We start from the raw sequence: 26,095 nt of genomic DNA, 5'->3' as shown, positions 1-26,095 counted from the left end.
CTCCGCGATCCATCGTGCCAGCCGGCGGCGGAATCGCTTGAATAGATAGAACGTTCGGTCTACTCTGATTCTACGCCACCCCCCACGAGGAGCAACCGATGACCGACACGACCACACCGCCCGTCCTGCTCATCCACGGACTGTGGATGACCCCACTGAGCTGGCACACGTGGGCGGGCCGATTCCGCGACGCCGGGCATGAGGTCATCGTGCCCGGCTGGCCCGGGATCGATGACCGCTCCGTCGCCGACATCCGGCGCGATCCCGCCGCCCTGCGCGGCATCGGCATCCGGCAGATCGTCGACCACTACGACGCGATCATCCGGGCACTCCCGGTGAAGCCCATCATCATGGGCCACTCATTCGGCGGCCTCTTCACGCAGATGCTCGCCGACCGCGGACTGGGCGCCGCGTACGTCGCCGTCACGCCCGGGCAGCCCGCCGGCATCACGACACTGCCGGCGTCGACACTGTGGACGGGCACCCCGATCCTGTCCAACCCGTTCGGTCGCAACGGCGCCTCGCCGCTGTCCAAGGGCCACTTCCACTTCACCTTCGGCAACGACCTCGACCGCGCCGCATCCGATGACCTCTGGGAGCAGTTCGCCGTGCCGTCGTACAACAGGGTGTTCTTCGAAGGGGTTGCGGCGGCCTTCTCCGAGAAGAAGGGCGCGAGCCACGTCGACTACGCCCGCACCGACCGCGCTCCCCTGCTGGTGATCACCGGGTCGCGGGACCACGTGGTGCCCCCGGCGATCGGGCGCGCGATCGTGAAGAAGTACCGCTCGTCGGGGAGTCCCGCCGTGGTCGATTACCGCGAGTACGAGGGGCGCACCCACCGCATCGTGAGCCAGGAGGGATGGGAGGAGGTCGCGGACGACTCGCTGGCGTGGGCCGTCACGCACGCACGTGGCTGAGCCCGCGGGCGCCGGGCCGCGGCTGCGCCCCGGCGCTGCGCCGCGCCCGGTCGACGATCGGCCGATGCGCGGCTGTGGCTACGACGCCGGGCCGAGGGTGAACCACTCGCCCTCGGAGATCACCGACACCTCGCCGTCGACGACCGAGATCGCGGACTCGTCGTCGAGCACGTACGCGGGCAGCTCGAGCGTCGCCGCCCATTTCTGGGCGGCCTCCCTCGTGTTCGTGGGGAAGACGTCAAGGTGCGGGAAGATCGCGAAGTCGACGAGGCCGAGGGTCGTGTCATCCGGCGCCTGCGCCCAGGCGATGAACTCCCGACCGATGCGCGGCGTCATGACCATGCTGCCCGCGCTGACGCCCACCCACACCGTGTCGTGCAGTTCGGGGAGGAGCTCGAGCAGGCCGGACTCCCGCATCCAGTGCGCGAGGAAGGTGGCGTCGCCGCCGTCGACGAGCAGCACGTCCGCGGCGCGCACCCACTCCTGCCAGCGCTCGACGCCGATCGACGGAAGGTAGGCGAGTTCGAGCACGCCGAGCGTGCGCCACGGCATCGACGTCATGCCGCCCCACGGCGGGAGGCCGGTGATGAATCCACGCACCGACTCGGGCCCGCACATCGTGTGGCCCCACTGCGCGGTGGGAATGCAGAGAGCGGATGCCTCAGCCACCGGCTTGCCCACCATGTCGACCAGGGCGCGCTCGATGCTGTCGTTGCGGATCCCGCCCGACGTCAGCAACAGCTTCATGGAGCCTCCCGGGGTCGATGCGGCGCGCGTACGCCGCTGCCCTCGACCTTAGGACCCCGGGACGGCCGGGACGAGGCCCGCTGTGGATACGCCGGGGACAACGGCTCCGCTCTTCGCCGCGCCCTGCCGTTCTGCCACACTCGGTGCACCGAGCCCCCGACCCGCCGGCGACAGCCGGCACGATCCGAGGAGCACCATGGCACGCCACGACCGCCCGTCCGCCCGCACCGAGACCCTGCCGCCCGACCCCTTCGAGGGAAGCGTCTCGTCGGCGGAGTCGCACACGCACACCGACCCGCACGACGAGCTGCTGCGCACGCTGCCCTACCCGAACTGGCTCGGCGCCGGTCTCATCTGCTGACGTCCCCGCGAACGACGAAGCCCCCGAGGTCTCCCTCGGGGGCTTCGTGCGAATCGGCTGCTTACCAGCTCGACTTGGTCACACCGGGCAGCTCGCCACGGTGGGCCATGTCGCGGAAGCGCACACGCGAGATGCCGAACTTCGTCAGCACACCGCGGGGGCGACCGTCGATGACGTCGCGCGAACGCAGACGCACCGGCGAGGCGTTGCGGGGCAGCTTCTGCAGGCCGACGCGGGCGGCCTCACGCTGCTCGTCGGTCGACGTCGGGTCGACGAGCGCCTTCTTCAGCTCGGCACGCTTCGCGGCGTAGCGCTCGACGACGACCTTGCGCTGCTCGTTACGAGCGATCTTGCTCTTCTTGGCCATGGGTCAGCGCTCCTCTCGGAACTCGACGTGCTTGCGCACGATGGGGTCGTACTTCTTCAGCACGATGCGGTCGGGGTTGTTGCGGCGGTTCTTGCGCGTCACGTAGGTATATCCCGTGCCGGCGGTCGAACGCAGCTTGATGATCGGACGGATGTCCTGGGCCTTCTTCGCCATTAGAGCTTCACACCCTTCGCGAGGAGGTCCTTGACGACCGACTCGATGCCGCGGGCGTCGATCACCTTGATGCCCTTGGCGGACACCGTGAGGGTGACCTTACGACCGAGCGACGGAACGTAGTAGGTCTTCTTCTGCACGTTCGGGTCGAAGCGGCGCTTCGTCCGGCGGTGCGAGTGCGAGATGTTGTGACCGAAGCCGGGAACCGCTCCAGTCACCTGGCACACTGCGGCCATGGTGAGTCTCCTTCTGTACCGTGGCACCGGACGGTGCCACCCAAGATCCCTTGTCTGCACCCAGCCGGACACCCGCCATCTCTGGCGCGGGTCGCGGGGAGGGTACGAGCTGCGTGCTGGAGTGCGCGCAGACAAAAGGTCAGTCTAGCACGCGCGGCGTGTCGCCTTGACGGGCCGGTTCGTGCGGATGCCGCGGCCCGGCGCCACGACCCCAGCGGAACACCGAGACCGTCGGCTCGGTCGGCAGCCAGAACCGCCACGGGTAGAGGTCGGTGCCGGCAGGTCCCGCCACCCCGACCCGCGGGCCGCTCGCGACCGGCGCCAGCGGCCGCTCCGGCAGCAGCAGACGTGCGCGGGCACCGCCGCGCGGCTGCGCCGTCAGTGCGTCGAGGCCGTCGTGAATCGGATGCCGCAGCCCGGCCGCCTTCGCGAGGCGCCCCGGACCACGGGCGAGCTCCCGCGCCGCGACGGGCGCGCCTGCACTGCCGAGCCGGCGACGGGAGGCGGCATCCGCCCCGCTGACCACCTCGCCCGCACGCAGCAGCACCGCACCTGCGACCCCCTCGGGGCCGCACACCACGTTGACGCACGAGTGGATGCCGTGGCTGAGGTAGACGTAGAGGAGTCCAGCGCGTCCCCACATCGTCGCGTTGCGCGCGGTCGGTCCGCTGCGGGCGTGGGACGCCGGATCGGGAACGTCACCGGTGCCGAGGCCGTGGTAGGCCTCGACCTCGGTGATGCGCACGGCGACCGTCTCACCCCCGACACCGACGTGGAGAACCGCACCGAGCAGTCGGGGCGCGACCTCGAGCGGGAGGCCGGCGAGGTCCGAGGGCGTCGCCGGGCGCAGCCCGTCGCTCACTCGATCGGCACCTGACACCACGAGATGTCGAACGCCGACAGCTTCGACACCTCCTTGCCGGTGTCGAGGTCGATGATGTGCGTCTCGACCGTGCCGGGCACCGGGTACTCGTAGGTGGTCACGTACGGGTTCTGTGCGACGTTGGGTGCGATGAGCACCGCGGCGTAGCGAGCGCTCGGCGACGTGCAGACCTGCAGCACCGCGTCGGTGGCCGCGGAGGTGTACACCACAGATGACGTGCCGTTGGCGAGCACCCGGTAGATCTCGGTGCCGGTGGTGGCGCCGTTCGTGACCTGCGCGTACTGCCGGAGCGTCGTCGTGGCGGTGAGCGGCGTCACGGTGCCGGCGAAGCCGGCGACGTTGGGCGGGTCGGTGAGCAGGGTCTGCGCCCCGCTCGTGAGGTCGATCGAGTATGTGCCGTCGGGTCGCTCGATGATCGCCGACGTGCTGCCGCGGGCGATGCCGTCGATGCTCGCCGCGCTGCCCAGGTCGACGGGGTCCTTGCCCGCCGAGGAGGCGAGCAACAGCCGGCCGTCGAAGGTGAGCACCAGGATGTTGTCGGTGCCGGGCACGAACCGCCACTGCGCGACGCTCGGAGACACCCCGCTCAGCGCGATCCGCGTGGGCGGGGCGGCGGCGTCCTGCAGCGCCAGCGAATCGGTGTACAGCACGCTCGCGTCCCCCGAGGTCTTCGAGACGTTCGCGTCGGTGAAGGTGTATCCGATGACCTCGCCGCGGTCGGCGACGCCTAGATCGCGGATGTCACCCGCGCCCGGCAGCGGAAGGGTGCGCGCGTTCGCGCCGTCGAGGTCGGTGACGATGAGCTCGGGCTTGTCGTCGGCGGTGCGCACCGACATCACGAGGTGCTGGCTCGTCGCCCGGAAGTCCTCGATGTGAGGGTTCTCGAAGACGGGGACCGCCTGGGCACCGTCGAGCCCGGTGCGGAAGATCGTGTCGGTGCCGCTGCCGCGCTTGAGCATGAAGACCGACAGCGCGGGCGTGTGGAAGCTCTCGCTGAGCGTCGTCACCGGACCTCCGCCGATGCCGACCACCCCGTGGACGGTGACGGTGTACTGCGTGTCGTCGTAGAGGGCGTTCGAGAAGCGCACGCCGATGTCGCGCCCCGACGTCTGCACGGTGAACGACGCGGCAGGCGTGACGGTGACCTGCGAGGTCTCCACCTTCTGCAGCGACTGCGAGGTGGTGAGGATGACGCGGGCACCGCCGGCCTCGACAGCCGCCTGCGGATCGACCGACACCGCCGTCACACGCGGACCCTGCACGCTCGACACCGCCGCGCCCGCGAGCGCGACGACGCCGAGCACCGCGATCACGGCGGCGAATCCGATGCCGAACGCACGCCGGCGACGGCGACTGCGACCCGAACGGGTGCGGAGTGCCGGGTCAGTACTCATACGGATCCTGCGGCTGGGCGATCGGTGTGACGCTCGAGGCGACGATCTCGAGCTTTCCGGTGTCGGACGCCGCGCGTACCGTGCCCTTCACATCGACCCACTGGCCGGTGTTCGGTGTCGAGTCCGCCCCCGCGATCGTCAGGCTCGCGGTCTGCGCATCGATGACGCAGTGTGTGATGACCAGCCGTGTCAGATCGAACGCCCCGCCGTTCTGCGCGGGGGTCACGAAGCCGATCAGCGACACGGTGCGACCCTCGAACACCTCGGTGCTCGTCGCGGTCGCGAACACGCTGGCCCAGTCGCCGACCCCGAAGGTTGCCGTGTCGCCCGTGCTGGCGAGGGTGATCGTGTCGGATCCCGCGAACAGGGGCGCAGCGCCCACGTTGCGCGACTGCGCGAGCTCGGCGCTGAGGGATGCCGGGGGCACGACGACGATCGCGACCGCCACCGCAGTCGCGATGGCCCCGCCGATCGCGGTCGCGCCGAGCCCCACCCACGCGCGCACCCCGCGGCGGGGCGCGTGCTCGTGGTCGTGCGGGTGGTCGTGGTCGTACGCGTGGTCGTGGTCGTGATGCGCGGCATCCGCCACCGCACCGTGGTCGTGACCGTGGTCGGCCTCGGCCCCGAGGGGCAGCGCGAAGCTGAGCACTGCGCCGATGAGCACGACGAACGCCATGGGCACCGCGAACCAGTACGACGACGGGTTGATGTAGAGGGCGAGCTGGCCGGTGAGCCAGAGCACGATCGTCGCGACCGCGAGGAGGGAGGCGATGCCCGCGCCCATCCACCGGGAGAAGAGAGCCGACGACCTACGCAACGAGGTTCACCACCAGACCCAGCACGAACGCGAACAGCACGACGACGACGACCGTGCCCGCGAGTACGCGTGCCGTGAACGTCGTGCGCATGAGGGCGATCATCTTGACGTCGACGAGCGGACCGACCAGCAGGAAGGCGACGATCGCGCCCGGGGTGAACGTCGACGCGAAGGACAGGGCGAAGAACGCGTCCACGTTCGAGCAGATCGAGACGATCATCGCGAGGATCATCATCGCCACGATCGAGAGCACCGGGTTCGAGCCGATGGCGAGAAGCGCCTCGCGCGGCACCAGAACCTGCACCGCCCCGGCGAGCGCCGAGCCGATCACCAAAGCCGGCATGACCGCGCGCAGCTCCACGAGGAACTGCGCCAGCGAGCGGCGCCAGCGCCCGCCCGACTCGGTCTCGACGATCTCGCAGGTCGCCCGGAACCGATCGGTCAGCAGCGCGTCGGGGTCGGGGTGGCGGCTGTAGAGCCAGCCGATGAGGTTCGCGACGACGAATCCGCCGAGCAGGCGAGCTACGAGGATGCCGTCGTCGAACCCGAATGCCTGGTTCGTGGTGATGATGACGATCGGGTTCACGATCGGGGCGGCGACGAGGAAGGTGAGCGTCTCCGACACCGCGAACCCGCGCATCAGCAGCCCCCGCGCGAACGGCACGTTGCCGCACTCGCACACGGGGATCAGCATGCCGAGCAGCGACAGCACCGCCCGGCGGGCCCAGGCGCGGCGCGGCATCCATCTCTCGATCGCTCCGGGCGGCACCCACACCTGCACGACGATCGACAGCAGCACACCGAGCGCCACGAAGGGCAGCGACTCGATCAGCACGCTGATCGCGAGGGTCAGGCCGTCCTGCGCGCGGGTCGGGAGGGAGATGTCGAGCGCGCCCGGAACCAGCAGGTTGACGGCGAAGACGACACCGACCACGATCGCGCCGATGAGCAGGGCGCCGGCGATGCGTCCGGGCGCGCGACGGGGCTCCGGTGCCGGGGTCGACCGGCGCACCCGGGCGCGTTCAGCCGTTGTCACGCTCGTGGGCCCGGAGGGCGGTGCAGTCGGCGCAGAGACCGAAGATGTCGACGACGTGCTCGGCCTCGGTGAAGCCGTGGGCCGCGGCGGTGCGACGGGCCCACTCCTCGACGTCGGTCGCCGCGATCTCGACGGCCTTGCCGCAGCGGCGGCAGATCAGGTGGTGGTGGTGTCCCGTCGTCGCGCACGCGCGGTAGAGGCTCTCGCCCTCGGGGCTCTGCAGCGAATCGGCCTCGCCGTGGGCGGCGAGGGTGGAGAGGGCGCGGTAGACGGTGGCGAGACCGATGCCGGTGTTCTGCTCACGCAGGCGCGCGTGCAGATCCTGTGCGCTGATGAACCCGGGAGCGTCGGACAGCTCTTCGCGCACGCGATCGCGCTGCCACGTGTTCCGCTGCACCATGGCGGCGAGTCTACCCACGAGGAACGCGGGGTCAGCCGGGGCATCCGGCTTTCCCGGCGTCCTCAGAGGGCGCGGGTCTGACGCTCCCTCGCCGCACCGACGATGCGGCAGACGAGGTAGATGAGGAACGAGATGGTCGTGATGTAGGGGCTCACCGGCAGAGTGCCCATCACGGCGAGCAGGATGCCGCCCACCGCCGAGGCCACGCCGAACGCGGCGGCGAGCACCGGCACCGCGAGCGGACCCGTGGCCACCCGCATCGCCGCCGCGGCCGGGGTGACCAGCAGCGCGAGCACGAGCAGCGCGCCGATGATGTGCACCGCGACAGCGACGACGAGGCCCAGCAGCAGCATGAAGCCGAACGACACCCACGTCGACGGCACACCGCGGGCTGCTGCCGACTGGGGGTCGAGGGAGTCGAAGCGCAGCGGCCGCCACATGAGCAGCAGCGCCACGAGCACGACGGTGCTGATGACGGCGAGGGCCGTCAGCTGCGCCGACTGCACGGAGACGATCTGTCCGGTGAGAAGGCTGAAGCGGTTGGCGCTGCGGCCGTTGTAGAGCGACAGGAACAGGATCCCGAGGCCCAGGCCGAACGGCATGAGCACCCCGATGATCGAGTTGCGGTCGCGGGCGCGCACCCCGAGCCATCCGATCAGGCCCGCGGCGATGAGCGAGCCGATGATCGATCCGGTGACGATGTCGAAGCCGAACAGCAGGGCCGCCGCCGCTCCGGCGAACGAGAGCTCCGAGATGCCGTGCACCGCGAAGGCCATGTCGCGCTGCATGACGAACACACCGATGAGGCCCCCCACGAGGCCGAGGAGCGCTCCCGCCCAGACGGAGTTCTGCACCAGGGCGAGGATCGCGCCGTACTGCGAGATGCCGCCGAAGAGGGCGTTGCCGATCGCGTCGCCGTTCATCCGTGCTCCTCGCCGTGATGGTGAGGGGATGCCTCGGCATCCGGCGCGCCCACGACGACCAGCCGGTCGCCGGCGCGCAGCACGTAGACCGGGGCGCCGTAGAGCTCCGAGAGCACCGCCGAGTCGAGGACGTCCGCGGGTCGCCCGAGCGTGAAACGGCCGCCGGCGAGGTAGAGGATGCGATCGACCGAGTCGAGCACCGGGTTGATGTCGTGGGTGACGAAGAGCACCGCGGCATCCTTCTCGCGACGATGCCGGTCGATGAGGGAGACGATCGCCTGCTGGTTGGCGAGATCGAGGCTCGTGAGGGGCTCGTCGCACAGCAGCAGCTTCGGGTCGTCGGCGAGCGCCTGGCCGACGCGCAGGCGCTGCTGCTCGCCGCCCGACAGGAGTCCCACCGGGCGGTCGGCGAAGGCGGCGGCGCCGACCTCGCCGAGAAGCGCGTCGATGCGGGCGCGGTCGCCGCGCCGCGGGATCGGCAGGCCGAAGCGGTGGCCGTCGACGCCGAGTCCGACGAGGTCGCGCGCGCGCAGCGACGTCTCACGCGGGAGCGGCCGCTGCTGGGGGATGTAGCCGACGCGCCGGTTGCCCGGGCGCGTCACGCGCCGGCCGAGCGCGGTGACCGATCCCTCGCTCAGCCGCTCGAGGCCGAGGATCGCGCGCAGCAGTGTGGTCTTCCCGGAACCGCTCGGCCCGAGCACGGCGACGAGCTCACCGGGGGCGAGCTCGAGGTCGAGGCCGCTCCACAGCTCTCGGGTGCCGCGGCGGAGCGCGGCACCCGAGATGCGAAGCGGCGAGGGGGCCGGGGTCACTTGCCCAGCGCGTCGGCCAGCTGGGTCACGTTCTGCTGCATCCACTGTGCATAAGTCTGGCCTGCCGGGAGGATCTCGGAGAACTTCAGCACGGGGACGTTCGCAGCCTTCGCCGCGTCCTCGACCTGGGTCGTCTCTGCTCCGGCGGCCTGCGCGTTGACGATGACGACCTTCGCGCTGCCGTCGGAGATGAGGGCGAGCGCCTGCAGCAGGGTCGCCGGCGGGACATCCTGGCCGCCCTCGACGGCCTCACTGAACGCGACCGGAGTGACGTTGTCCAAGCCGGCGGTGTCGGTGAGGTAGAGCGGCAGGGGCTCGGTGACGAACACTCCCACCCCCGCGTGAGCGGCGGCAATGGTGGCGATGCTCTGCTCGATCGTGTCCATCTGGGTGCCGAACGCCTGCGCGTTCGCGGTGAACGTCGCCGCCTGGGAAGGGTCGAGCGCGCCGAGCTCGGTCGCGATCTTGGCGGCCACCGTCTTCATGACGGCGGGGTCGTAGAAGACGTGCTCGTTGAAGCCCTCGAGGTGGTCGTGGGCGTGATCGGCGTCGTCCTTGTGCTCGGCGGTGTTGCCGTCGGCCGGGTACTCGGGCGAGAGGGTCGCGGCGGTGATCATCGGCGCCGTGGAGCCGGTGGCCTGCACGAGCTGGTCGAGGAAGGGGTCGTAGCCGCCGCCGTTCTCGATGAGCAGCTGCGCGTTCTTGACGGTGAGCTGGTCGGCGGCGCTCGCCTCGAAGTCGTGCGGGTCCTGCGACTCGTTGGCGATGATCGAGGTCACCTGCACGGCCGACCCGCCGACGGTCTGCGCGATGTCGCCGTAGACGTTCGTCGAGGCGACGACCTGGATGGTGCCGCCCGACGACGACGGTGAGGATGCCGCCGCCCCCGTGCAGCCCGACAGTGTCAGGGCTGCCGCGGCGGCGAGCAGGGGCAGGGCGAGGAGGGTCCGGGGGGATCGCATGCGGACAGCTTATGCTTAGTGATAATCGTTCTCAAAATCGCGCCGCGGGGGACGCTGCAGCACCGGCCCCCGGCCGTGCTGCCACGGCTACTCGACCAGCAGCGCGGGCTCCTCGAGCACGGCGGCGACGTCGGCGATGAACCGGCTCATGCCGTCCCCGTCGATTACCCGGTGGTCGAACGACCCGGCGACGGTGGTCACCCAGCGGGGGCGCACCTCGCCGTCGACGACCCACGGCTTCTGCCGGATCGTGCCGAGCGCGACGATGCCGGACTCGCCCGGATTGATGATCGGGGTGCCGGCGTCCATCCCGAACACGCCGATGTTCGTGATCGTGATGGTGCCGCCCTGCTGGTCGGCCGGTGCGGTACGACCCTCACGGGCGGTCAGCGTGAGCTTCTCGAGCGCGCGGGCGAGATCGCGCATGCTGAGGTCCTGCGCGTCCTTGATGTTCGGCACGAGGAGGCCCCGCGGAGTCGCCGCGGCGATGCCGAGGTTCACGTAGTGGCGCACCGAGATCTGGGCGCCGTCGTCGCCCTCGACCCACGCGGCGTTCACCATCGGCGTGCGGCGCACCGCCCAGATCACCGCGCGCGCCATGATCAGCAGCGGCGAGACCTTGATGTCGGCGAAGTCGGGCGAGGCCTTCAGGCGCTTGACGAGCTCCATCGTGCGGGTGGCGTCGACATCCGTCCACACCGACACGTGCGGCGCCGAGTAGGCGCTCGACGTCATCGCACTCGCGGTCGCCTTGCGCACGCCGCGCACGGGGATCGACTCGACGCGCACGTCGTCGACCTCGGATGCCGCGGCCGCGACGGCGATCGTCTCCTCGCGCACCTCCGGCCACTCCGGCGTCTCGATGTTGCGGAACACGCTCGCCTGCGAGGCATGCGCGACGACGTCCTCACGGGTGACCTCGCCCGCCGGGCCGCTCGGCACGACCGAGGCGAGGTCGACACCGAGGTCACGCGCGAGCTTGCGGATCGGGGGCTTCGCGACCACACCGACCGATGCGGCGACGGGCTTCTCGGCGGGCTTGCGCCGACGCGAGTGCACCTGCTCCGCCGAGCCGTAGCCGACGAGCACCGACCCGGAGCCCTCGCCCGGATCGGCGGCCGGCGCGGCGGGTGACGCGGGGGCCGCGGCATCCTGCCCGCCCGAGATCGTGATGATCGCCGCGCCGACGTCGACGGTCGCACCCTCGGCCACGAGCAGCTCGCCGACGGTGCCCGCGAAGGGCGACGGCAGCTCGACGAGCGACTTGGCCGTCTCGATCTCGACGAGCACGTCGTTGACGTCGACGGTGTCGCCGGGGGCCACGCGCCACGAGACGATCTCGGCCTCGGTGAGGCCTTCGCCGACGTCCGGGAGGTGGAAGGTCTGGTCGCTCATCCGGGTTCCTTTCGCGGTGCGGTCTCAGTAGGCGAGGCTGCGGTCGACGGCCTCGAGGATGCGGTCGGGGTCGGGCAGGTACACGCCCTCGAGCTTCGCGGGCGGGAAGGGGGTGTCGAAGCCCGACACCCGGATCACCGGCGCCTCCAGCGCGTAGAACGCCTTCTCCGCGACCGTGGCCGCCACCTCGCTGCCGACGCTCACGAAGCCGGGAGCCTCCTGCGCGTAGACCATGCGACCGGTGCGGCGCACGGATTCGAGCACGGGTCCGTAGTCGATCGGCGACAGCGACCGCACGTCGACGACCTCGCAGCTCGTGCCCTCGCTCTCTGCGAGCGCTGCGGCCTGCAGCAGCACCGAGACCATGGCGCCGTGACCGACAAGCGTGACGTCGGTGCCGCGGCGCACGATGCGCGACGCGTGCAGCGGCAGAGCGGATGCCTCGAGGTCGACCTCGCCCTTGTGCCAGTAGCGGCTCTTCGGCTCGAGGAAGACGACCGGGTCGTTGGAGGCGATGGCCTCCTGGATCATCCAGTACGCGTCGTTCGCGGTCGACGGGCTCACGACCCGCAGACCCGGCGTGTGCGTGAAGTAGGTCTCCGGGCTCTCCTGATGGTGCTCGACCGCGCCGATGTGGCCGCCGTAGGGGATGCGGATCACGATCGGCATCGAGAGCACGCCCTCGTGGCGGTTGGTCATCTTGGCGAGCTGCGACGTGATCTGGTCGAACGCGGGGAACACGAACCCGTCGAACTGGATCTCGCACACGGGCCGGAAGCCGGCCATGGCGAGGCCGATCGCGGTGCCGAGGATGCCAGACTCGGCCAGCGGCGTGTCGATCACCCGGCGGTCGCCGAACTCGGCCTGCAGGCCCTCGGTCACCCGGAACACTCCGCCGAGCGGTCCGATGTCCTCACCCATCAGCAGTACCCGCGGGTCATCCGCGAGAGCCTTGCGCAGGCCCGCGTTCAGCGCCTTGCCGAACGGCAGCGTGGTCGTGTCGCTCATGCGTCGCCTCCGTCGAGGGATGCCTCGTAGTCGGCGAGCCAGCGCGCCTGCTCGGCCATCAGCGGGTGATCATCGGTGTAGACGTGGGCGAACATGCTGGGCGCCTCGGGTGCGGTCAGGGTGACGGCGCGCGTGCGCACGTCATCGGCGTGCGCGGCGGCGCCCTCGTCGACCTCGTCGAAGAAGGCGGCGGATGCCCCGCGGCCCTCGAGGTAGGTGCGCAGGCGCGCGATCGGGTCGCGCAGCGCCCAGCCCTCCTCCTCCGAACCGGTGCGGTACTTCGTGGGGTCGTCGCTCGTGGTGTGCGCACCGCGACGGTAGGTCACCGCCTCGATGGCCGACGGGCCCTCGCCCGCCCGGGCGGCCTCGAGCGCGTGGCGGGTGACGGCGTAGCTGATGAGCACGTCGTTGCCGTCGATGCGGTGGCTCGGCATGCCGTAGCCGTAGCCGCGGCGCGAGAGCGCCGTGCGCGACTGCACCGCGACCGGCACCGAGATCGCCCACTGGTTGTTCTGCAGGAAGAAGACCTGCGGGGTGCGGTAGCTCGCAGCGAAGACCATCGCCTCGTGCACGTCGCCCTGGCTGGACGCGCCGTCGCCGTAGTAGACGATGACTGCCTCGTCGCGCTCGGGGTCGCCGGTGCCGGTGCGGCCGTCGAACACGAGGCCCATGCCGTAGCCGGTGGCGTGCAGGGTCTGCGAACCGAGCACGAGCGTGTAGAGGCGCGTGTTTCCGTTGGCCGGGTCGAGGGGGTTCCAGCCGCCGTGGGAGACGCCGCGCATGAGGCGGATGATGCCGACCGGGTCCACACCGCGGATCGTGGCGACGATGTGCTCGCGGTAGGAGGGGAAGATGTGGTCCTGCGGTCGTGCCGCGCGGATCGAGCCGACCTGTGCGGCCTCCTGGCCGAAGCTCGGCGGCCAGAGGGCGAGCTGGCCCTGCCGCTGCAGGTTGGTCGCCTGCCGGTCGAACGCGCGCGAGGTCACCATGTCGCGGTAGAAGGTCTCGAGGTCGGTCTCGGTGAGCGCCTCGACGAGTGGCAGGAAGGGTTCTGCCGACGGCGTCGGGGCGTACGAGCCGTCGGCGGCCAGCACGCTGATGATCTCGGGGTCGGCGGGCGGGGCCACGTCGTCGAGCGGAGTCACGGTGTCTACGCTAACGCGAGCGCCGGATGCCCCTTCGCGAGAGTATCTACAACGGATGCCGCGATCTGCAGGACCTTCTCGACAGTCTCGGCCTCGCCGATCGAGATGCGCAGGCCGTCGTCCCCGTAGGGACGCACGATGATGCCGCCCTCGTCGAAGGTCGCGGCGATGCGCTGGCTGTCGGCGCGGGTGTCGAGCCAGACGAAGTTGCCCTGCGTCTCGGGCACCCGCCAGCCCTGGGCACGCAAGCCGTCGACGAGGGCCGCGCGCCGGTCGGTGAGCTCGCGCACGCGGTCGAGCAGCTCGGCTTCGGCGTCCAGGCTGACGAGCGCCGCCGACTCGGCCGCAGCCGTCACCGACAGCGGGATGGCGGTGGAGCGGGCGAGGTCGAGCACGCGCTGGTGGCCGACGGCGTAGCCGACACGCAGACCCGCGAGGCCGTACGCCTTGGAGAAGGTGCGCAGGGCGACGACGTTGGGACGGATGACACCGAGCTCGCGCAGCCCGTCGACGGCCTCGGGGTCGGTGACGAACTCGGCGTACGCCTCGTCGAGGATGACGAGCACATCGGCGGGGATCCGCGCGAGGAACTGCTCGAACTCGGTCTGCGTGACGATCGGCCCGGTGGGGTTGTTCGGGCTGCAGACGATGATCAGTCGCGTGCGATCGGTAACCGCAGCCGCCATCGCGCCGAGGTCGTGGCGACCGTCGGCGAGCAGGGGCACCTCGACGGCGGTCGCGCCGGCGATCTTCACGTGCCCGGGATAGGCCTCGAACGAGCGCCACGCGTAGATGATCTCGTCGCCGGGACCGGATGTCGCTAGCACCAGCTGCAGCAGGATCGACACACTGCCGGCAGCGATGTGCACCTCCTCGGCGGTGACCCCGAAACGCTCGGCGAGACGTGCGCGCAGGAGGGCGGCCGAGGCATCCGGGTAGCGGTTCACTCCCGTGGCACCCTGCAGTGCGGCGACGACGCTCGGCAGCGGCTCGAACGGATTCTCGTTGCTCGAGAGCTTGAACGCATCGGCGCCGGCCTGGCGTCCCTGGCGGTACGGGGGGAGCGCCGCGATGTCGGCGCGGGCGCGGATCGGGAGCGAATCGGTCACGTGCCGAGTCTAGGAGCGGGCGCACCGCGGCATCCGCGTCCGGAGCGCTTCCGGCCCGAGGATGCCGCGTGGGAGACTGCGCGCATGGGATTCCTCATCCGCGCCGTCGTGAACGCCTTCGCCATCTGGGTCGTGACCCTGATTCCCGTGTTGGGTGTCGTCGTGATCCCGTTCGCACCCGGCGAGACGCTGCAGCTGGTGATCACACTGCTGGCGGTCGCGGCGATCTTCGCGATCGTGAACTCGATCGTCGGCACGATCGTGAAGATCCTGACCTTCCCCCTCTACGTGCTCACGCTCGGCCTCTTCTCGCTCATCGTGAACGGCTTCCTGCTGTGGCTCACCGCGTGGATCACGGGGCTGTGGAACTGGGGCCTTCGCATCGACGGCTTCTGGTGGGGAGTGGTGGCGGCGATCGTGATCTCGCTCATCAACTGGATCGCCGGCATCATCATCCGGCCCCGCCGCCGCTGACGTCCCCGCCCGTTCGGCTGCCCAGCGGCCTCTGGAGCGACGGGTCGAGACCCGGCGTGGGCGTCGGCGCGGGTGTGGGTACCGCCTCGGCCGAGTAGGCGAAGGTCTCGACGCTGACAGCCGCGTCGTAGACGGCGAGCCGCTGCTCGAGGGCGGCGAGCCGCGGATCACCCGAGGCATCCGCCCGCCGTGCCGTCTCGAGATACGCGCCGCCGTCGTGGGCCGGCATCGTGACGTCGTGCGGGCCGGTGGCGGGGTCGACGACCCGACCGATCGTGACGCCACCGTCCGCGCCGAGAGCGGCCGCGCTCGGCGGAGCGGCGAGGGCGGCGATCGGGTCGTCGTCGTGCCGCACATCGACGACGAGGGTGGCCGGATCGACGTCGACGGCGACGGGGGACCCGAACGTCGCGAGCACGGGCACGTCGTACTCCCCGGATGCCGCGAGGTGGGCGGCGACCATCGCGCCCTGCGAGTAACCCGTGACCTGCACTGTGTCGCCGCGCTGCGCACCCGCGGCTTCGAGCGCCTGTGCGACGGCGGCCGACGAGGTCGACGCGTCACCCCGATACAGCGCGAGGTTCGCGGTGTTGTCCCACGTCGATGACCCGTCGGTGCCGGCGATGTACGCGGCGTACGCCCGGCTGCCGTCGGACATCGTGTAGCGCTCGATACGCACCCGCGCCTCTCCCGTGGGCACGCGCGCGTAGAGGTCGGCCAGCCCGGCGGGGCGGCCGGTCGCAGCGCCCACGGGCTGGGGCAGGAGGGTGACAGCGGGCACGGAGCCGCCCAGACGCGCGCCGCGCGCGACGCGGCCGGGCGCATCGGCACCCCGCAGTGCGCCGCGCGCACCGAGCACGAGCGCGAGAGCGCCGATGCCGAGGGCGCCGGTGAGGCCGACGATCGGCACACCCCACGCGGAGAGCTGGCGCCACACCTCGTCGGAGTGGCCGGTCGCGGCCAGCTCGGAGGCATCGGCGATGTCTGACGCTGCCGGCCATCGCGCCCTGAGTCCGTCGATCGACACGTCGATCTCGGCCACACGACCGTGGTCGCCCGAGGTCTCGGCGAGGGCCCGCTCGGCGCGCAGCTCGACGAGCTCGTACGCGGCCGCTGTGTTCTCGAGCGCGTCGGCGAGGTAGGCGACATCGGCCACCAGCACACCGGTTCCGCTCACGAGCGTCGATGTCGCCACCTCGAATCGGCCGCCGTGAGGGAACACCGCGAAGCTCAGTTCACGCACCCGCCGAGCCGCCTCTCCCGCGGCCGACGCGAGCGGGGCGAGGGCGCGCACCCGCTCGGCCGCGGCGCGCAGGGTCGCGGTGTCGACGGCGACGGCGCCGCCGGAGCGGATGTCGACGTCGCTCACGGCGCCCCCACGCCCGCCAGCAGCGTCGCCTGCACCCAGCGCGCATCATCGGCCGCGACCCGTGCGCGGCGGCGCGTGCGGTCGGCGAGGGAGCACGTGGCATCCCATCGGGTCGCGAAGGCGAGCATCGCCTCGGACTGCCACTGCAGTTCGGGGGCGATGCGGGCGGCGGCGACCGACAGGTCGCCCACCAGTTCGGCGAGGTGGTCGAACGCGGCGATCAGGGCGGCGACCTCGACGGGGGTGGCAGCGGCTGGCATACGGCCACGCTCGCGCACGACATCCCGCACGAGGCAGGTGAGAGCACGACCGGGGGACAAACCGGGCGGTCCCGCCCCTGGGCAGGAGGCCGTGCACGGGGCCAGAATGGAGCAATGCCCTCGTCCGCACCGTTCCGCGTCGTGTTCGTGTGCACCGGCAACATCTGCCGTTCCCCGATGGCCGAGGTCGTGTTCCGCACGCTCGCCCAGCAGGCCGGCCTCGGCGACCGCGTCGCCTCGTCGAGCTCGGGCACCGGCGACTGGCACGTCGGCGAGCGCGCCGACCCCCGCACGCTCGACGCCCTCGAGCGCCGCGGGTACGACGGCAGCCGGCACCGCGCGCGCCAGTTCTCGTTCGCCGACTTCGACTCGAGCGACCTCGTCGTCGTGCTCGACCGCGCCCACGAGCGCATCCTGCGGGGCTGGTCGCGGGACGACAACGACGCAGACAAGATCGCGCTGCTGCGCTCGTTCGACGCGGAGGCGGGCGACCATCTGGACGTGCCCGACCCGTACTACGCCGGCCCCGACAAGTTCGACGGCGTGCTCACTATGATTGAGAAGGCCTGCCGGGCGCTCTTCCGGCAGCTCGAGCCCGCCCTCCGTTCCGCGGGCTGACCTTCTCCCGACAGGAGTCCTCCGTGTCGTCGTCGTTCCCCGTGCAGCCCCTCAGCCCCCTCGACGGCCGGTACCGCGCCGCGGTCGCCGAGCTCGGCGAGTACCTCTCCGAGGCGGGCCTCAACCGCGCCCGCGTCGAGGTGGAGGTCGAGTGGCTGATCGCCCTGACCAACGAGAGCGCGTTCGGCACCTCCCCGCTCGACGAGGTCGCCCAGGACCGACTGCGCCTGCTGTACCTCGACTACGGCCAGGCCGAGATCGACTGGCTCGCCGAGCGCGAGGCCGTCACCCGCCATGACGTGAAGGCCGTCGAGTACCTCGTGCGCGACCGGCTCGCGCAGCTCGGTCTCGACCGGCTCGCCGAGCTCACCCACTTCGCCTGCACGAGCGAGGACATCAACTCCACTGCGTACGCACTCACGGTCAAGCGTGCCGTGCACGACGTGTGGCTGCCGAAGCTGCGCGCGGTGATCGGCGCCCTGTCGGCCCTCGCCGAGAAGCATCGGGATGCCGCGATGCTCGCCCGCACCCATGGGCAGCCCGCGACCCCCACCACCATGGGCAAAGAGCTCGCGGTGTTCGTCTGGCGTCTCCAGCGGGTCGAACGGCAGATCGCGGCATCCGAGTTCCTCGCGAAGTTCTCGGGCGCGACCGGCACCTGGTCGGCGCACCTGGCCGCCGCCCCCGACGTCAACTGGCGTCTGGTCGCGAGCCGCTTCATCGAGCACCTCGGGCTCGGGTTCAACCCGCTCACCACCCAGATCGAGTCGCACGACTGGCAGGTCGAGCTGTACGACCGCGTGCGCCATGCCGGGGGCATCCTTCACAATCTCGCGACCGACATCTGGACCTACATCTCGCTCGGCTACTTCGCGCAGATCCCCGTCGCGGGCGCGACGGGATCGTCGACGATGCCGCACAAGATCAACCCGATCCGCTTCGAGAACGCCGAGGCCAACCTCGAGATCTCCGCGGGCATCCTGCAGACGCTCGGACAGACGCTCGTCACGAGCCGCCTGCAGCGCGACCTGACCGACTCGACCACGCAGCGCAACATCGGCGTCGCGTTCGGCCACTCGCTGCTCGCGCTCGACAACCTGCTGCGCGGTCTCGGCGAGATCTCGCTGCGCGACGACGTGCTGCTGGCCGACCTCGACGGCAACTGGGAGGTGCTCGCCGAGGCCATCCAGACCGTCGTGCGGGCGGAGGTCACCGCAGGCAATTCGACGATCACCGACCCCTACGCGCTGCTGAAGGACCTCACGCGCGGGCGGCGGGTCGGGGCATCCGATCTCGCCGACTTCGTCTCGCAGCTCGACATCTCGGATGCCGCGAAGCAGCGCCTGCTGACGCTGACGCCGGCGACGTACACGGGCATCGCGTCGGAGCTCGTCGACCTGATCTGACGGCGACGGGCGAGCAGCGGCGGCTACGGAGCGTCGGCGCCCGAGTCCGCGTCGTTCTTCTCGGCCTTCTGGGCGTCCTTGGTGAGCAGCACCGGGCCGTCGATGGCCTTCGTGACCTGCGCGGGATCGACCACGAGCACGAGCAGCGCGATGACGACGAGCGTCACGACGAACGTGATGCCTGCGGCGATGAGTCCGATCACCAGGGCGTGCTGGCCCTGACCCGAGAAGCGGTCCTGGAAGAAGCCCATCGAGATCAGCACGACGACGCCCGCGAACACGGCGGCGGCGAGGGCGAGCCCGAGCAGCTGGACGGGCTTGAACAGGTCGCGGCGGGTGGGCTTGTCGGTCATGCGCGGTCCTTCGACGGGTCTGCGGTCGCGAGCGCATCGGCGGGCGCGGTGGGGCGTCGCGGCGAGAGGCCGGCGATCGCGAGGTAGACGGCGATGATGGCGGCGTATCCGCCGAACACGCCGACGCCGATGGCGGTACCCGTGAGGGTGAACGACTGGTTCGCCTCGGCGATGTAGTACGGCAGCACGTACTGCGGGCTGATGAACAGCATCCCCACCGCCAGCAGCACCGTGATGGCCCCGACGATCAGGCCGTCACGGGCATCGGATGCCGCCGCTGTGCCTCGTGCGCTGCGGCGCACCGCGCGCCAGCCCGCGATGCCCTCGATGAGCCCGGTGACGAGCGCCCAGACGATGACGAGGACGAACAGCAGCACGGTCGAGCGGATCACGGCGACACCCGCGACCATGCCGGCGACGAGGGTGAGGACGCCGAGCACGAGGGGAAGTGTGCGCTGGCCGCGGGGGTACACGAGCCAGGCCGAGAGCAGGAACACGAGGGCGGTCGTGATCGCGAATCCGCTGAACACCGACAGTCCGACCGAGGCGGAGTGGTCGGCAGAGAACGTGATCATCGCCGCCGCGATCGCCGCGAACACGGCGCGCGCCAACTGCAGGTGGCGCACCTCGAAGGCGCGGGCGGTGGGAGCGTCGGGCACGGGGAAACCTCGGAAAGCGGCAGAGTCGATCAAGTCTACGTCTCGCCGGCTGTGAACCGAGGGGTCCGGTCAGCCCCCGACGGTCGTGAGGGCGGGGTAGTCGGTGTAGCCGCGGGCGTCCGGCCCATAGACGCTCGCCTGGTCGACCGCGTTCTCGTCGGCACCCTCCCGCCAGCGGGCAACGAGGTCGGGGTTCGCGATCAGCGCGCGTCCGACGGCGACGGCGTCCGCGACTCCGGAGGAGACGAGGGTTTCGGCCTCGTCCCGGGTCGTCGGGCTCGCGACTCCGGAGTTGGCGACCACCACGCCGCCGAACCGTCGACGCAGATCCTGCACGAGCGATCCGTCGAGGTCGGGGTGCAGCACGCTGAGGTACGCGAGACCGAGCGGGGCGACCCCGTCGACGAGGGCCTCATAGGTCGCGCGGACGTCCGCGGCATCCTTCTCCCAGACGTCCTGGATGTTGCGCTCCGGCGAGATGCGCAGGCCCACCCGAGCCGCACCGACCTCGGCGGCCACGGCGCGGGTGACCTCGATCACGAAGCGGGCGCGGGCGGCGGGGCTGCCGCCATAGCCGTCGGTGCGCACGTTGGACGCCGGCGAAAGGAACTGGTGCAGCAGGTAGCCGTTGGCGGAATGCACCTCGACCCCGTCGAGTCCGGCGGCGATCGCACGGCGGGCGGCGAGCACGAACTCGTCGCGCACGATCTCCAGCTCCGCGCCGTCGAGGGCGTGCGGCACGGGATAGGGCTTCTTGGATCCGCCGGGCACCCGCACCTCGCCCTCGATGGCGATCGCCGACGGCGCCACGATGCGCGCCGTTCCGGTGATCTCCGGGTGCGAGACGCGGCCGCCGTTCATGAGCTGGGCGAACACGTGTCCGCCGGCGGCGTGCACCGCGTCGGCGACGAGCGCCCAGCCGGCCGCCTGCTCCTCGGAGGCGATGCCGGGCTGCCCGGGGTACGCCTTCGACTCGGCACTCGGGAAGGTGCCCTCGGTGATGAGCAGACCCGCCGTCGCACGCTGGGCGTAGTACTCGGCGATGAGCGGCGTGGCGACGGCGTCCGTCCCGGCGCGCAGGCGGGTCATCGGCGCCATCACCAGCCGGTTCGGGAGTTCCAGGAGGCCGACGGTGACGGGGGTGAGCAGCTGCACGGGCGGGTCCAATCGATCGGGGATGCCGCCGGACACAACCCGTCGCGGAGGTTGCCTATTCCGTCGGGCGGCGCGGCGCGGCATCCTGGTGTGCACCGCACGTTCACGAGAGGGGTCCCGATGCTCGTGCAGGTCGCCCAGCATGCCGAAGATCTGGCGCGCGCCACCGCCTGGTACTCGACGCTGCTCGCGCGCGAGCCCGTCGCGGCGTTCGATCCGCCGGGGCTCGTGTTCTTCGACCTCGACGGGGTGCGACTGCTCGTCGACCGCGCGGCGCCGTCAGCGCTGATCTACCTGCGTGTCGACGACATCGACGAGGCCGTGGCGCGGGCGCGCGATGCCGGCACCGAGGTGGTCACGCCGCCGCATCCGATCTTCTCCCACCACGACGACAGCCTCGGTCCCGCAGGCTCCGACGAGTGGCAGGCGTTCGTGCGCGACTCGGAGGGGAACCTCGTCGGGCTCGTCGAGCAGCGACTCGGCTGAGCTCACGCGGCGAGCCGCTGCCGCAGGAAGTCGACGACCGCGGCCCGGGCCGCATGGGTCGGATGCCCCGCCTCGCCCGCGTGCGGATCGGTGAGCACCGAGTGGGCCGAGGTCGGGATGCCATCGGGGTTGCCCGCTGAGGAGTCGATCTCGAACGCGCGCCAGCCCTCGCCGAGCGCCCGCTCGAACGCGGCGAAGCGGGACGCCGGCACGCTGCGGTCGGCGGTGAAGCGCAGACCCAGGGCGCACAGTCCCTCATCGCGCACGCGGGTGGCAAGGGTCGCCTCGGCGGCCTCGGTGAGTCCGGTGGCGTGCGCGCCGGCGCCGAAGGCGGGCGGCAGGGCGGGCTGCGACAGCACCGGCGCGATGACGGCCGGCTCGACGGCGGCGGCGAGCGCGAAGCCGCCCGAGAAGCACATGCCGATCATGCCGACGCCGGCACCGCCCGACTCGGTGTGCAGGTCGCGCGCGAGCGCGCGGAGGTAGGACGTGACCGGCCGATCGGCCCGGCGGGCGAACGCCGCGAACTCGCGCGACACGCACATGCGCAGGGCGGAGGCCGCGAGGTAGCCGCCGGTCGCGGGACGACCCGGAGTGCCGATGATCGAGGGCACCGCGACGCGGAACCCCGCCTCGACGAGCAGGTCGGCGAGGCCGATCACCTCGGGGGTCGCACCGGGGATCTCGGGGACCAGAACGACGCCGGGACCGGTGCCGCGTCGGAACACCCGGTGGGTGAGGCCCGCGGCGGTGAAGTCTGCGGCATCCCATCTCTCGTCGAAGCCGTCGCTCACATCACTCCCTCGGTCGTCGCCGTCGCTCGCGCGCCGCGCCGGGATCGTGTCCCGCTCCGGTGAGCTCATCCGGGTCGGTGCGGTAGGCGGCCACGATCATGGCGTTCGCGGTCGCGATGAACGGCACCGCGAAGAAGGCGCCTGCGATGCCCGCGAGGGCGGCGCCCGTCGCGACGCCGAGCACGACGCCCAGCGGATGCACCTTGACCGCGCTTCCGGTGAGCAAGGGGTGCAGCACGTGGCTCTCGACCTGCTGCACGAGGATCACGATGCCGAGCATGATCACCGCGTGCACCCAGCCGTTGAACAGCAGTGCGATGCCGACGGCGACGATGCCGCCGACGATCGCTCCGACGACCGGCACGAACGCGCCGAGGAACACGATCACCGCGATCGGGATCGCCAGCGGCACCCCGAGGATCGCGGCTCCCACGCCGATGCCGATCGCATCGGTGCCCGCGACGACCAGCTGCACGCGGATGAAGCTCGTGAGGGTGCGCCACCCGGCGTGACCGGCGGCGGTGAGGCGGGGGCGCGCCGCACGCGGCCACACGCGGACGAACCAGCGCCACATGCGGGGTCCGTCGATCAAGGCGAACAGCGTCACGAAGATCACGATGAAGATGCCCTCGATCGCGTGCACGATGCCGAGCCCTGCGGCGGCGAAGCCGGTGCCGATGTCGCTGGCGTGGGTCTGGATGTAGGTGACGATGTCCGAGATCCACGTGTCGAGCTGCTGATCGGTGATGCCGAACGGCTGGGTGGCGAGGAAGTCCTTCGCGGAGGCCACGACGGTGGTGATCTGGTGCTCGATCTTCGGCAGCTCGTAGCGGATCTGGATGGCCACGATGAAGGAGAGCAGCCCCAGCGCGGCGAAGACCGCGATCCACGAGGTGATGATCGCGAGCCACTTGGGCCAGTGATGCCGCTGCAGGAAGCTCGAGAAGGGGACGAGCAACGCCGAGAGCACGAGACCGATGAGGAACGGGATGACCACCTCGGACAGATGCACCGCCACCAGGAGCACCACCGCGAGCGCCGCGATGATCACCAGCAGGCGCCAGGCGAACGCCGCCCCGATCTTCAGGCCTGCCGGCACCGGGTCGGGTGCGGCGGGGGCCGGGGAGGCCGGCGGGGAGGCACGCCGCGAGAAGAGCGTCATGGGGTCGAACATACGCCTGTCGGGATGTCGCGGCCTCCCGCTACCGTGACCACATGTCCCCCCGCGACGACGTGATGTCCTGGCTGCTCGATTCCGACCCGGCCTTGCGCTGGCAGGTCGAGCGCGACCTCGTCGGCGCGCCCGAGGCGGTGTGGCAGGCGACGCGCGCGCGGGTGCCCCGCGAGGGCATGGGTGCCGCGCTCCTCGCCCGGCAGGACGCCGACGGCCAGTGGGCGGGCGGTGCGTTCTTCCCCGCCGACTTCACCGAGGAGCAGCGCGCCGACGGGCAGCCCTGGACGGCGACCACCTGGAGCCTGAAGCAGCTGCGCGAGTGGGGGGTGGCGGCATCCGTCCTCGACGGCACGGCGGAGAAGCTGCGCACGCACGCGCGGTGGGAGTACGACGATCTGCCGTACTGGGACGGCGAGGTCGACTGCTGCATCAACGGCTACACCCTCGCCGCCGGGGCGTGGCTCGGGGTGGACGTCTCGGGCATCGCCCGGTGGTTCGTCGAGCACCGTCAGCCCGACGGCGGCTGGAACTGCGAGTGGGTCGAGGGATCGACGCGGTCCTCGTTCCCCTCGACCCTCAATGCACTCGAGGGTGTGCTCGCCTACGAGCGGGCCGGGCTCGGCTTCCCCGAACTGACTGCCGCCCGCCACGGTGCCGAGCAGTACCTGCTCGAGCGGCGGGCGCTCTACGGTCTGCGCAGCGGCGAGCCGGTGGTGCCGTATGTGCACCATCTGGCGTACCCGTTCCGGCATGTCTACAGCGCACTGCACGCGGCCGACTACTTCCGTGCAGCCGCCCTGTTCGACGGGGTCGCCCCCGACCCGCGGCTCGCCGACGCGATCGCGTCGATCCGGTCGAAGCGGGGCGACGACGGGCGCTGGGTGCAGGAGCATCGACACCCCGGCGCCGTCTGGTTCGACGTCGACGTGCCCGAGGGCGAGGCGTCGCCGTGGCTCACGTTCCTGTCGCTGCGGGTGCTCGAGTGGTGGGATGCCGCATCCGCCCTTGCCCCTCGAGGAGCGGGCGCCTAGCGTCGGAACCGTCCACGACCGTCACCCCGTTCGGAGGCTCACATGACCACGCGTCTCATCCCCTACATCCAGTTCGCCGGCGCCGCCCGCGAGGCGATGACCTTCTATCAGGAGGTGTTCGGCGGAGAGCTGACCATCTCGACGTTCGGCGATTTCGGCATGCCCGGAGCCGACCCTTCTCACGTGATGCACTCGGAGCTCAAGGCCGACGGCTTCGATCTGATGGGCGCCGACGGTCTCGAGCCCGACCAGGTCGTGGGTGAGACCCGCATCTCGGCCGCGTTCATGAGCGACGAGGTCGAGCGCGTGCTCGGCTGGTTCGCGCGGTTCAGCGACGGCGGCACGGTGCGCCAGCCGCTCGAGAAGCAGGTGTGGGGCGACATGTACGGCGAGGTGACCGACCGGTTCGGCGTGCGCTGGATGTTCAACGTCGCCCTCCCTGGCGACGACGCCCCGCTCGCCTGACGTCGCCCACGGCTCAGAGCACGAGAGTCGCGGCGGCGCGCCTCCCGGCCTCGCGCACCCACAACGCCGCCTCGGCGCGCGCGGCCTCTCCCGACCCGGCGAGGTCGGTGAGCGAGTAGGCGGCGCGAAAGCCCGCGGTGGTCGGGTCGGCGACGAGTCGCCCGGCGACGAGCAACGCGGAGACCCCGCGATCGGCCGCCATCCCGGCGACAATCGCGGGGGCCTTTCCCGCGGCCGTCTGTCCGTCGAACGAGCCCTCGCCCGTCACCACGACGTCGGCGCGGTCGAGGTCGGCGGGGAGTCCGATCGTGCGGGCGACCTGTCCGGCACCGGAGGCGGCCGTGGCGCCCCAGGCGCGCAGCGCGAACCCCACCCCGCCCGCGGCTCCCGCGCCCGCCGCGTCGGGGTCGCCGGGCAGCAGCCCGCCGAGCCGGGCGAGTGCGGCGTCGACACGGGCGATGGCCTCGCCGTCGAGCCCCTTCTGGGGTCCGAAGACGGATGCCGCGCCGCGCTCTCCGAGCAGCGGGTTGCTCACATCCGACAGCACGACCGCCCCGCAGGTCGGCAGCGGGCGCAGGCCCGACAGGTCGAGATGCGCCAGATCGAGCAGCCCTCGTGCGCCGTGCGCGATCGGGGAGCCCGCGGCATCCGTGAACCGGGCGCCGAGCGCGGTCAGCATGCCGGTGCCGCCGTCGGTGGATGCGCTGCCGCCCACCGCGAGCAGCAGGCGCGACACCCCCGCGTCGAGCGCGGCGGCGATCGCCTCGCCGAAGCCGACCGACTGCGCATCCCACGGGAGGCGGCGCGATCCGAGCAGTTCGAGCCCGGAGGTGGCGGCGAGCTCGACCACGGCGATGCCGTGCGGAGCGTCGGGCGTGGGCGGGAGCCGCAGCCACGCGGACTCGACCCGCGCACCGTCGGGCCCGGTCACCGCGACCGGCTCGCGCACCGATCCGGGCACGGCGCGCGCGATCGCGTCGAGGGTTCCCTCGCCGCCGTCGGCCATCGGTCGGGAGATGAGATGGTCACCGGGCCGCGCCGAGCGCCACCCGGCGATGAACGCGTCGGCGACAGCGGGGGCCGACAGGGTCTCTTTGAAGCTGTCGGGGGCGACGACCACGGTGAGCGCGGTCGCGGTCACCTCGTCGTGAACGGACATGAGAGC

Annotated in this window: 32 protein-coding genes; 8 read left to right on the top strand and 24 right to left on the bottom strand. The window is 71.4% G+C overall.

Going from position 1 to position 26,095, the window contains the following annotated elements:
* Positions 1–98 precede the first annotated feature (98 nt).
* Positions 99–917, top strand: coding sequence for an alpha/beta hydrolase (locus tag BGO15_RS02355; protein WP_056518788.1), 819 nt, complete (start codon positions 99–101; stop codon positions 915–917).
* 78 nt (positions 918–995) lie between these two features.
* Here the strand turns inward: BGO15_RS02355 and BGO15_RS02350 are convergent, their stop codons facing one another.
* Complete coding sequence (locus BGO15_RS02350; protein WP_045247022.1) at positions 996–1,664, bottom strand: Type 1 glutamine amidotransferase-like domain-containing protein; 669 nt, start codon at positions 1,662–1,664, stop codon at positions 996–998.
* Between the two features lie 196 nt (positions 1,665–1,860).
* Here BGO15_RS02350 and BGO15_RS02345 point away from each other — a divergent pair, with 196 nt between their 5' ends.
* Complete coding sequence (locus BGO15_RS02345; protein WP_048809196.1) at positions 1,861–2,025, top strand: hypothetical protein; 165 nt, start codon at positions 1,861–1,863, stop codon at positions 2,023–2,025.
* A 61-nt stretch (positions 2,026–2,086) separates the two neighbouring features.
* On the opposite strand, the gene rpsN is transcribed toward BGO15_RS02345, so the two are convergent.
* The 15 genes from rpsN to BGO15_RS02270 form a co-directional block, all read right to left on the bottom strand.
* The gene (gene rpsN, locus BGO15_RS02340; protein WP_056207333.1) at positions 2,087–2,392 is read right to left on the bottom strand and encodes a 30S ribosomal protein S14; all 306 of its coding nucleotides are present in this window, start codon (positions 2,390–2,392) and stop codon (positions 2,087–2,089) included.
* Positions 2,393–2,395: 3 nt separating this feature from the next.
* On the bottom strand, positions 2,396–2,566 hold the full coding sequence (rpmG, locus tag BGO15_RS02335; RefSeq protein WP_045247024.1) for a 50S ribosomal protein L33: 171 nt from the start codon (positions 2,564–2,566) through the stop codon (positions 2,396–2,398).
* On the bottom strand, positions 2,566–2,802 hold the full coding sequence (rpmB, locus tag BGO15_RS02330) for a 50S ribosomal protein L28 (RefSeq protein WP_045247025.1): 237 nt from the start codon (positions 2,800–2,802) through the stop codon (positions 2,566–2,568). Before rpmB ends, rpmG begins: the two co-directional genes overlap by 1 nt.
* A gap of 139 nt (positions 2,803–2,941) precedes the next feature.
* A complete protein-coding gene (locus BGO15_RS02325) occupies positions 2,942–3,664 on the bottom strand; it encodes a DNA-3-methyladenine glycosylase (RefSeq protein WP_056207336.1) in 723 nt (240 codons plus the stop codon).
* Positions 3,661–5,079, bottom strand: a complete 1,419-nt coding sequence (locus BGO15_RS02320; protein WP_056207339.1) for a hypothetical protein — start codon at positions 5,077–5,079, stop codon at positions 3,661–3,663. The genes BGO15_RS02325 and BGO15_RS02320 overlap by 4 nt, the downstream gene beginning before the upstream one ends.
* Positions 5,069–5,863 (bottom strand): TIGR03943 family putative permease subunit, encoded by a 795-nt coding sequence (locus BGO15_RS02315; RefSeq protein WP_056207341.1) that lies wholly within the window; start codon positions 5,861–5,863, stop codon positions 5,069–5,071. Before BGO15_RS02315 ends, BGO15_RS02320 begins: the two co-directional genes overlap by 11 nt.
* A gap of 25 nt (positions 5,864–5,888) precedes the next feature.
* Positions 5,889–6,932, bottom strand: a complete 1,044-nt coding sequence (locus tag BGO15_RS02310; RefSeq protein WP_048809197.1) for a permease — start codon at positions 6,930–6,932, stop codon at positions 5,889–5,891.
* Entirely contained in the window at positions 6,919–7,332 is a 414-nt protein-coding gene (locus BGO15_RS02305; protein ID WP_045247030.1) for a Fur family transcriptional regulator, read from the bottom strand. The genes BGO15_RS02310 and BGO15_RS02305 overlap by 14 nt, the downstream gene beginning before the upstream one ends.
* 62 nt (positions 7,333–7,394) lie before the next feature.
* Complete coding sequence (locus BGO15_RS02300) at positions 7,395–8,255, bottom strand: metal ABC transporter permease (protein ID WP_045247031.1); 861 nt, start codon at positions 8,253–8,255, stop codon at positions 7,395–7,397.
* Complete coding sequence (locus BGO15_RS02295) at positions 8,252–9,067, bottom strand: metal ABC transporter ATP-binding protein (RefSeq protein WP_056207342.1); 816 nt, start codon at positions 9,065–9,067, stop codon at positions 8,252–8,254. Before BGO15_RS02295 ends, BGO15_RS02300 begins: the two co-directional genes overlap by 4 nt.
* A complete protein-coding gene (locus BGO15_RS02290; RefSeq protein ID WP_056207344.1) occupies positions 9,064–10,029 on the bottom strand; it encodes a metal ABC transporter solute-binding protein, Zn/Mn family in 966 nt (321 codons plus the stop codon). The genes BGO15_RS02295 and BGO15_RS02290 overlap by 4 nt, the downstream gene beginning before the upstream one ends.
* Before the next feature lie 87 nt (positions 10,030–10,116).
* On the bottom strand, positions 10,117–11,424 hold the full coding sequence (locus BGO15_RS02285) for a dihydrolipoamide acetyltransferase family protein (protein ID WP_056207347.1): 1,308 nt from the start codon (positions 11,422–11,424) through the stop codon (positions 10,117–10,119).
* A gap of 24 nt (positions 11,425–11,448) precedes the next feature.
* Positions 11,449–12,432 carry an alpha-ketoacid dehydrogenase subunit beta gene (locus tag BGO15_RS02280; RefSeq protein WP_056518790.1) on the bottom strand — a complete coding sequence of 328 codons (984 nt, stop codon included), beginning with the start codon at positions 12,430–12,432 and terminating at the stop codon, positions 11,449–11,451.
* Entirely contained in the window at positions 12,429–13,577 is a 1,149-nt protein-coding gene (locus BGO15_RS02275; RefSeq protein WP_045247040.1) for a thiamine pyrophosphate-dependent enzyme, read from the bottom strand. Before BGO15_RS02275 ends, BGO15_RS02280 begins: the two co-directional genes overlap by 4 nt.
* Before the next feature lie 5 nt (positions 13,578–13,582).
* On the bottom strand, positions 13,583–14,686 hold the full coding sequence (locus tag BGO15_RS02270) for a histidinol-phosphate transaminase (protein ID WP_056518793.1): 1,104 nt from the start codon (positions 14,684–14,686) through the stop codon (positions 13,583–13,585).
* Positions 14,687–14,770: 84 nt separating this feature from the next.
* On the opposite strand from BGO15_RS02270, the gene BGO15_RS02265 reads away from it, so the two are divergent.
* Positions 14,771–15,160 (top strand): phage holin family protein, encoded by a 390-nt coding sequence (locus tag BGO15_RS02265; RefSeq protein WP_045247042.1) that lies wholly within the window; start codon positions 14,771–14,773, stop codon positions 15,158–15,160.
* Here BGO15_RS02265 and BGO15_RS02260 read toward each other — a convergent pair.
* Both BGO15_RS02260 and BGO15_RS02255 read right to left on the bottom strand, forming a co-directional pair.
* Positions 15,138–16,529 carry a hypothetical protein gene (locus tag BGO15_RS02260; RefSeq protein WP_056518795.1) on the bottom strand — a complete coding sequence of 464 codons (1,392 nt, stop codon included), beginning with the start codon at positions 16,527–16,529 and terminating at the stop codon, positions 15,138–15,140. The genes BGO15_RS02265 and BGO15_RS02260 overlap by 23 nt on opposite strands.
* On the bottom strand, positions 16,526–16,789 hold the full coding sequence (locus BGO15_RS02255) for a hypothetical protein (protein WP_056207351.1): 264 nt from the start codon (positions 16,787–16,789) through the stop codon (positions 16,526–16,528). The genes BGO15_RS02260 and BGO15_RS02255 overlap by 4 nt, the downstream gene beginning before the upstream one ends.
* A gap of 114 nt (positions 16,790–16,903) precedes the next feature.
* On the opposite strand from BGO15_RS02255, the gene BGO15_RS02250 reads away from it, so the two are divergent.
* Complete coding sequence (locus tag BGO15_RS02250; protein WP_045247045.1) at positions 16,904–17,407, top strand: low molecular weight protein-tyrosine-phosphatase; 504 nt, start codon at positions 16,904–16,906, stop codon at positions 17,405–17,407.
* The gene (gene purB / locus BGO15_RS02245; protein WP_056518797.1) at positions 17,404–18,813 is read left to right on the top strand and encodes an adenylosuccinate lyase; all 1,410 of its coding nucleotides are present in this window, start codon (positions 17,404–17,406) and stop codon (positions 18,811–18,813) included. Before BGO15_RS02250 ends, purB begins: the two co-directional genes overlap by 4 nt.
* 23 nt (positions 18,814–18,836) lie before the next feature.
* Here the strand turns inward: purB and BGO15_RS02240 are convergent, their stop codons facing one another.
* The 3 genes from BGO15_RS02240 to BGO15_RS02230 form a co-directional block, all read right to left on the bottom strand.
* The gene (locus tag BGO15_RS02240) at positions 18,837–19,166 is read right to left on the bottom strand and encodes a hypothetical protein (RefSeq protein ID WP_056207353.1); all 330 of its coding nucleotides are present in this window, start codon (positions 19,164–19,166) and stop codon (positions 18,837–18,839) included.
* Positions 19,163–19,825 carry a hypothetical protein gene (locus BGO15_RS02235; RefSeq protein ID WP_056518799.1) on the bottom strand — a complete coding sequence of 221 codons (663 nt, stop codon included), beginning with the start codon at positions 19,823–19,825 and terminating at the stop codon, positions 19,163–19,165. The genes BGO15_RS02240 and BGO15_RS02235 overlap by 4 nt, the downstream gene beginning before the upstream one ends.
* 69 nt (positions 19,826–19,894) lie before the next feature.
* On the bottom strand, positions 19,895–20,980 hold the full coding sequence (locus tag BGO15_RS02230) for an alkene reductase (RefSeq protein ID WP_056518801.1): 1,086 nt from the start codon (positions 20,978–20,980) through the stop codon (positions 19,895–19,897).
* Between the two features lie 120 nt (positions 20,981–21,100).
* On the opposite strand from BGO15_RS02230, the gene BGO15_RS02225 reads away from it, so the two are divergent.
* Positions 21,101–21,466: a VOC family protein gene (locus tag BGO15_RS02225; protein ID WP_056207356.1), complete on the top strand. Its 366-nt coding sequence runs from the start codon at positions 21,101–21,103 to the stop codon at positions 21,464–21,466.
* A 2-nt stretch (positions 21,467–21,468) separates the two neighbouring features.
* Here BGO15_RS02225 and BGO15_RS02220 read toward each other — a convergent pair whose 3' ends face one another.
* Together BGO15_RS02220 and BGO15_RS02215 are read right to left on the bottom strand one after the other, a co-directional pair.
* Positions 21,469–22,260 (bottom strand): dienelactone hydrolase family protein, encoded by a 792-nt coding sequence (locus BGO15_RS02220; protein ID WP_056518839.1) that lies wholly within the window; start codon positions 22,258–22,260, stop codon positions 21,469–21,471.
* 1 nt (position 22,261) lies between these two features.
* Positions 22,262–23,422: an AI-2E family transporter gene (locus tag BGO15_RS02215; RefSeq protein WP_162237840.1), complete on the bottom strand. Its 1,161-nt coding sequence runs from the start codon at positions 23,420–23,422 to the stop codon at positions 22,262–22,264.
* Positions 23,423–23,475: 53 nt separating this feature from the next.
* Between BGO15_RS02215 and BGO15_RS02210 the strand changes: the two genes are divergently transcribed.
* Positions 23,476–24,465 carry a hypothetical protein gene (locus BGO15_RS02210; protein ID WP_056207361.1) on the top strand — a complete coding sequence of 330 codons (990 nt, stop codon included), beginning with the start codon at positions 23,476–23,478 and terminating at the stop codon, positions 24,463–24,465.
* Positions 24,466–24,507: 42 nt separating this feature from the next.
* The gene (locus BGO15_RS02205) at positions 24,508–24,930 is read left to right on the top strand and encodes a VOC family protein (protein ID WP_056207363.1); all 423 of its coding nucleotides are present in this window, start codon (positions 24,508–24,510) and stop codon (positions 24,928–24,930) included.
* A gap of 13 nt (positions 24,931–24,943) precedes the next feature.
* On the opposite strand, the gene BGO15_RS02200 is transcribed toward BGO15_RS02205, so the two are convergent.
* The gene (locus BGO15_RS02200) at positions 24,944–26,089 is read right to left on the bottom strand and encodes a glycerate kinase (RefSeq protein ID WP_056207365.1); all 1,146 of its coding nucleotides are present in this window, start codon (positions 26,087–26,089) and stop codon (positions 24,944–24,946) included.
* Positions 26,090–26,095 lie beyond the last annotated feature (6 nt).

This window comes from Microbacterium sp. 71-23 (assembly GCF_001897265.1).
Lineage (GTDB): Bacteria > Actinomycetota > Actinomycetes > Actinomycetales > Microbacteriaceae > Microbacterium > Microbacterium ginsengisoli.
This window is presented reverse-complemented; position numbering and strand designations above follow the sequence as displayed.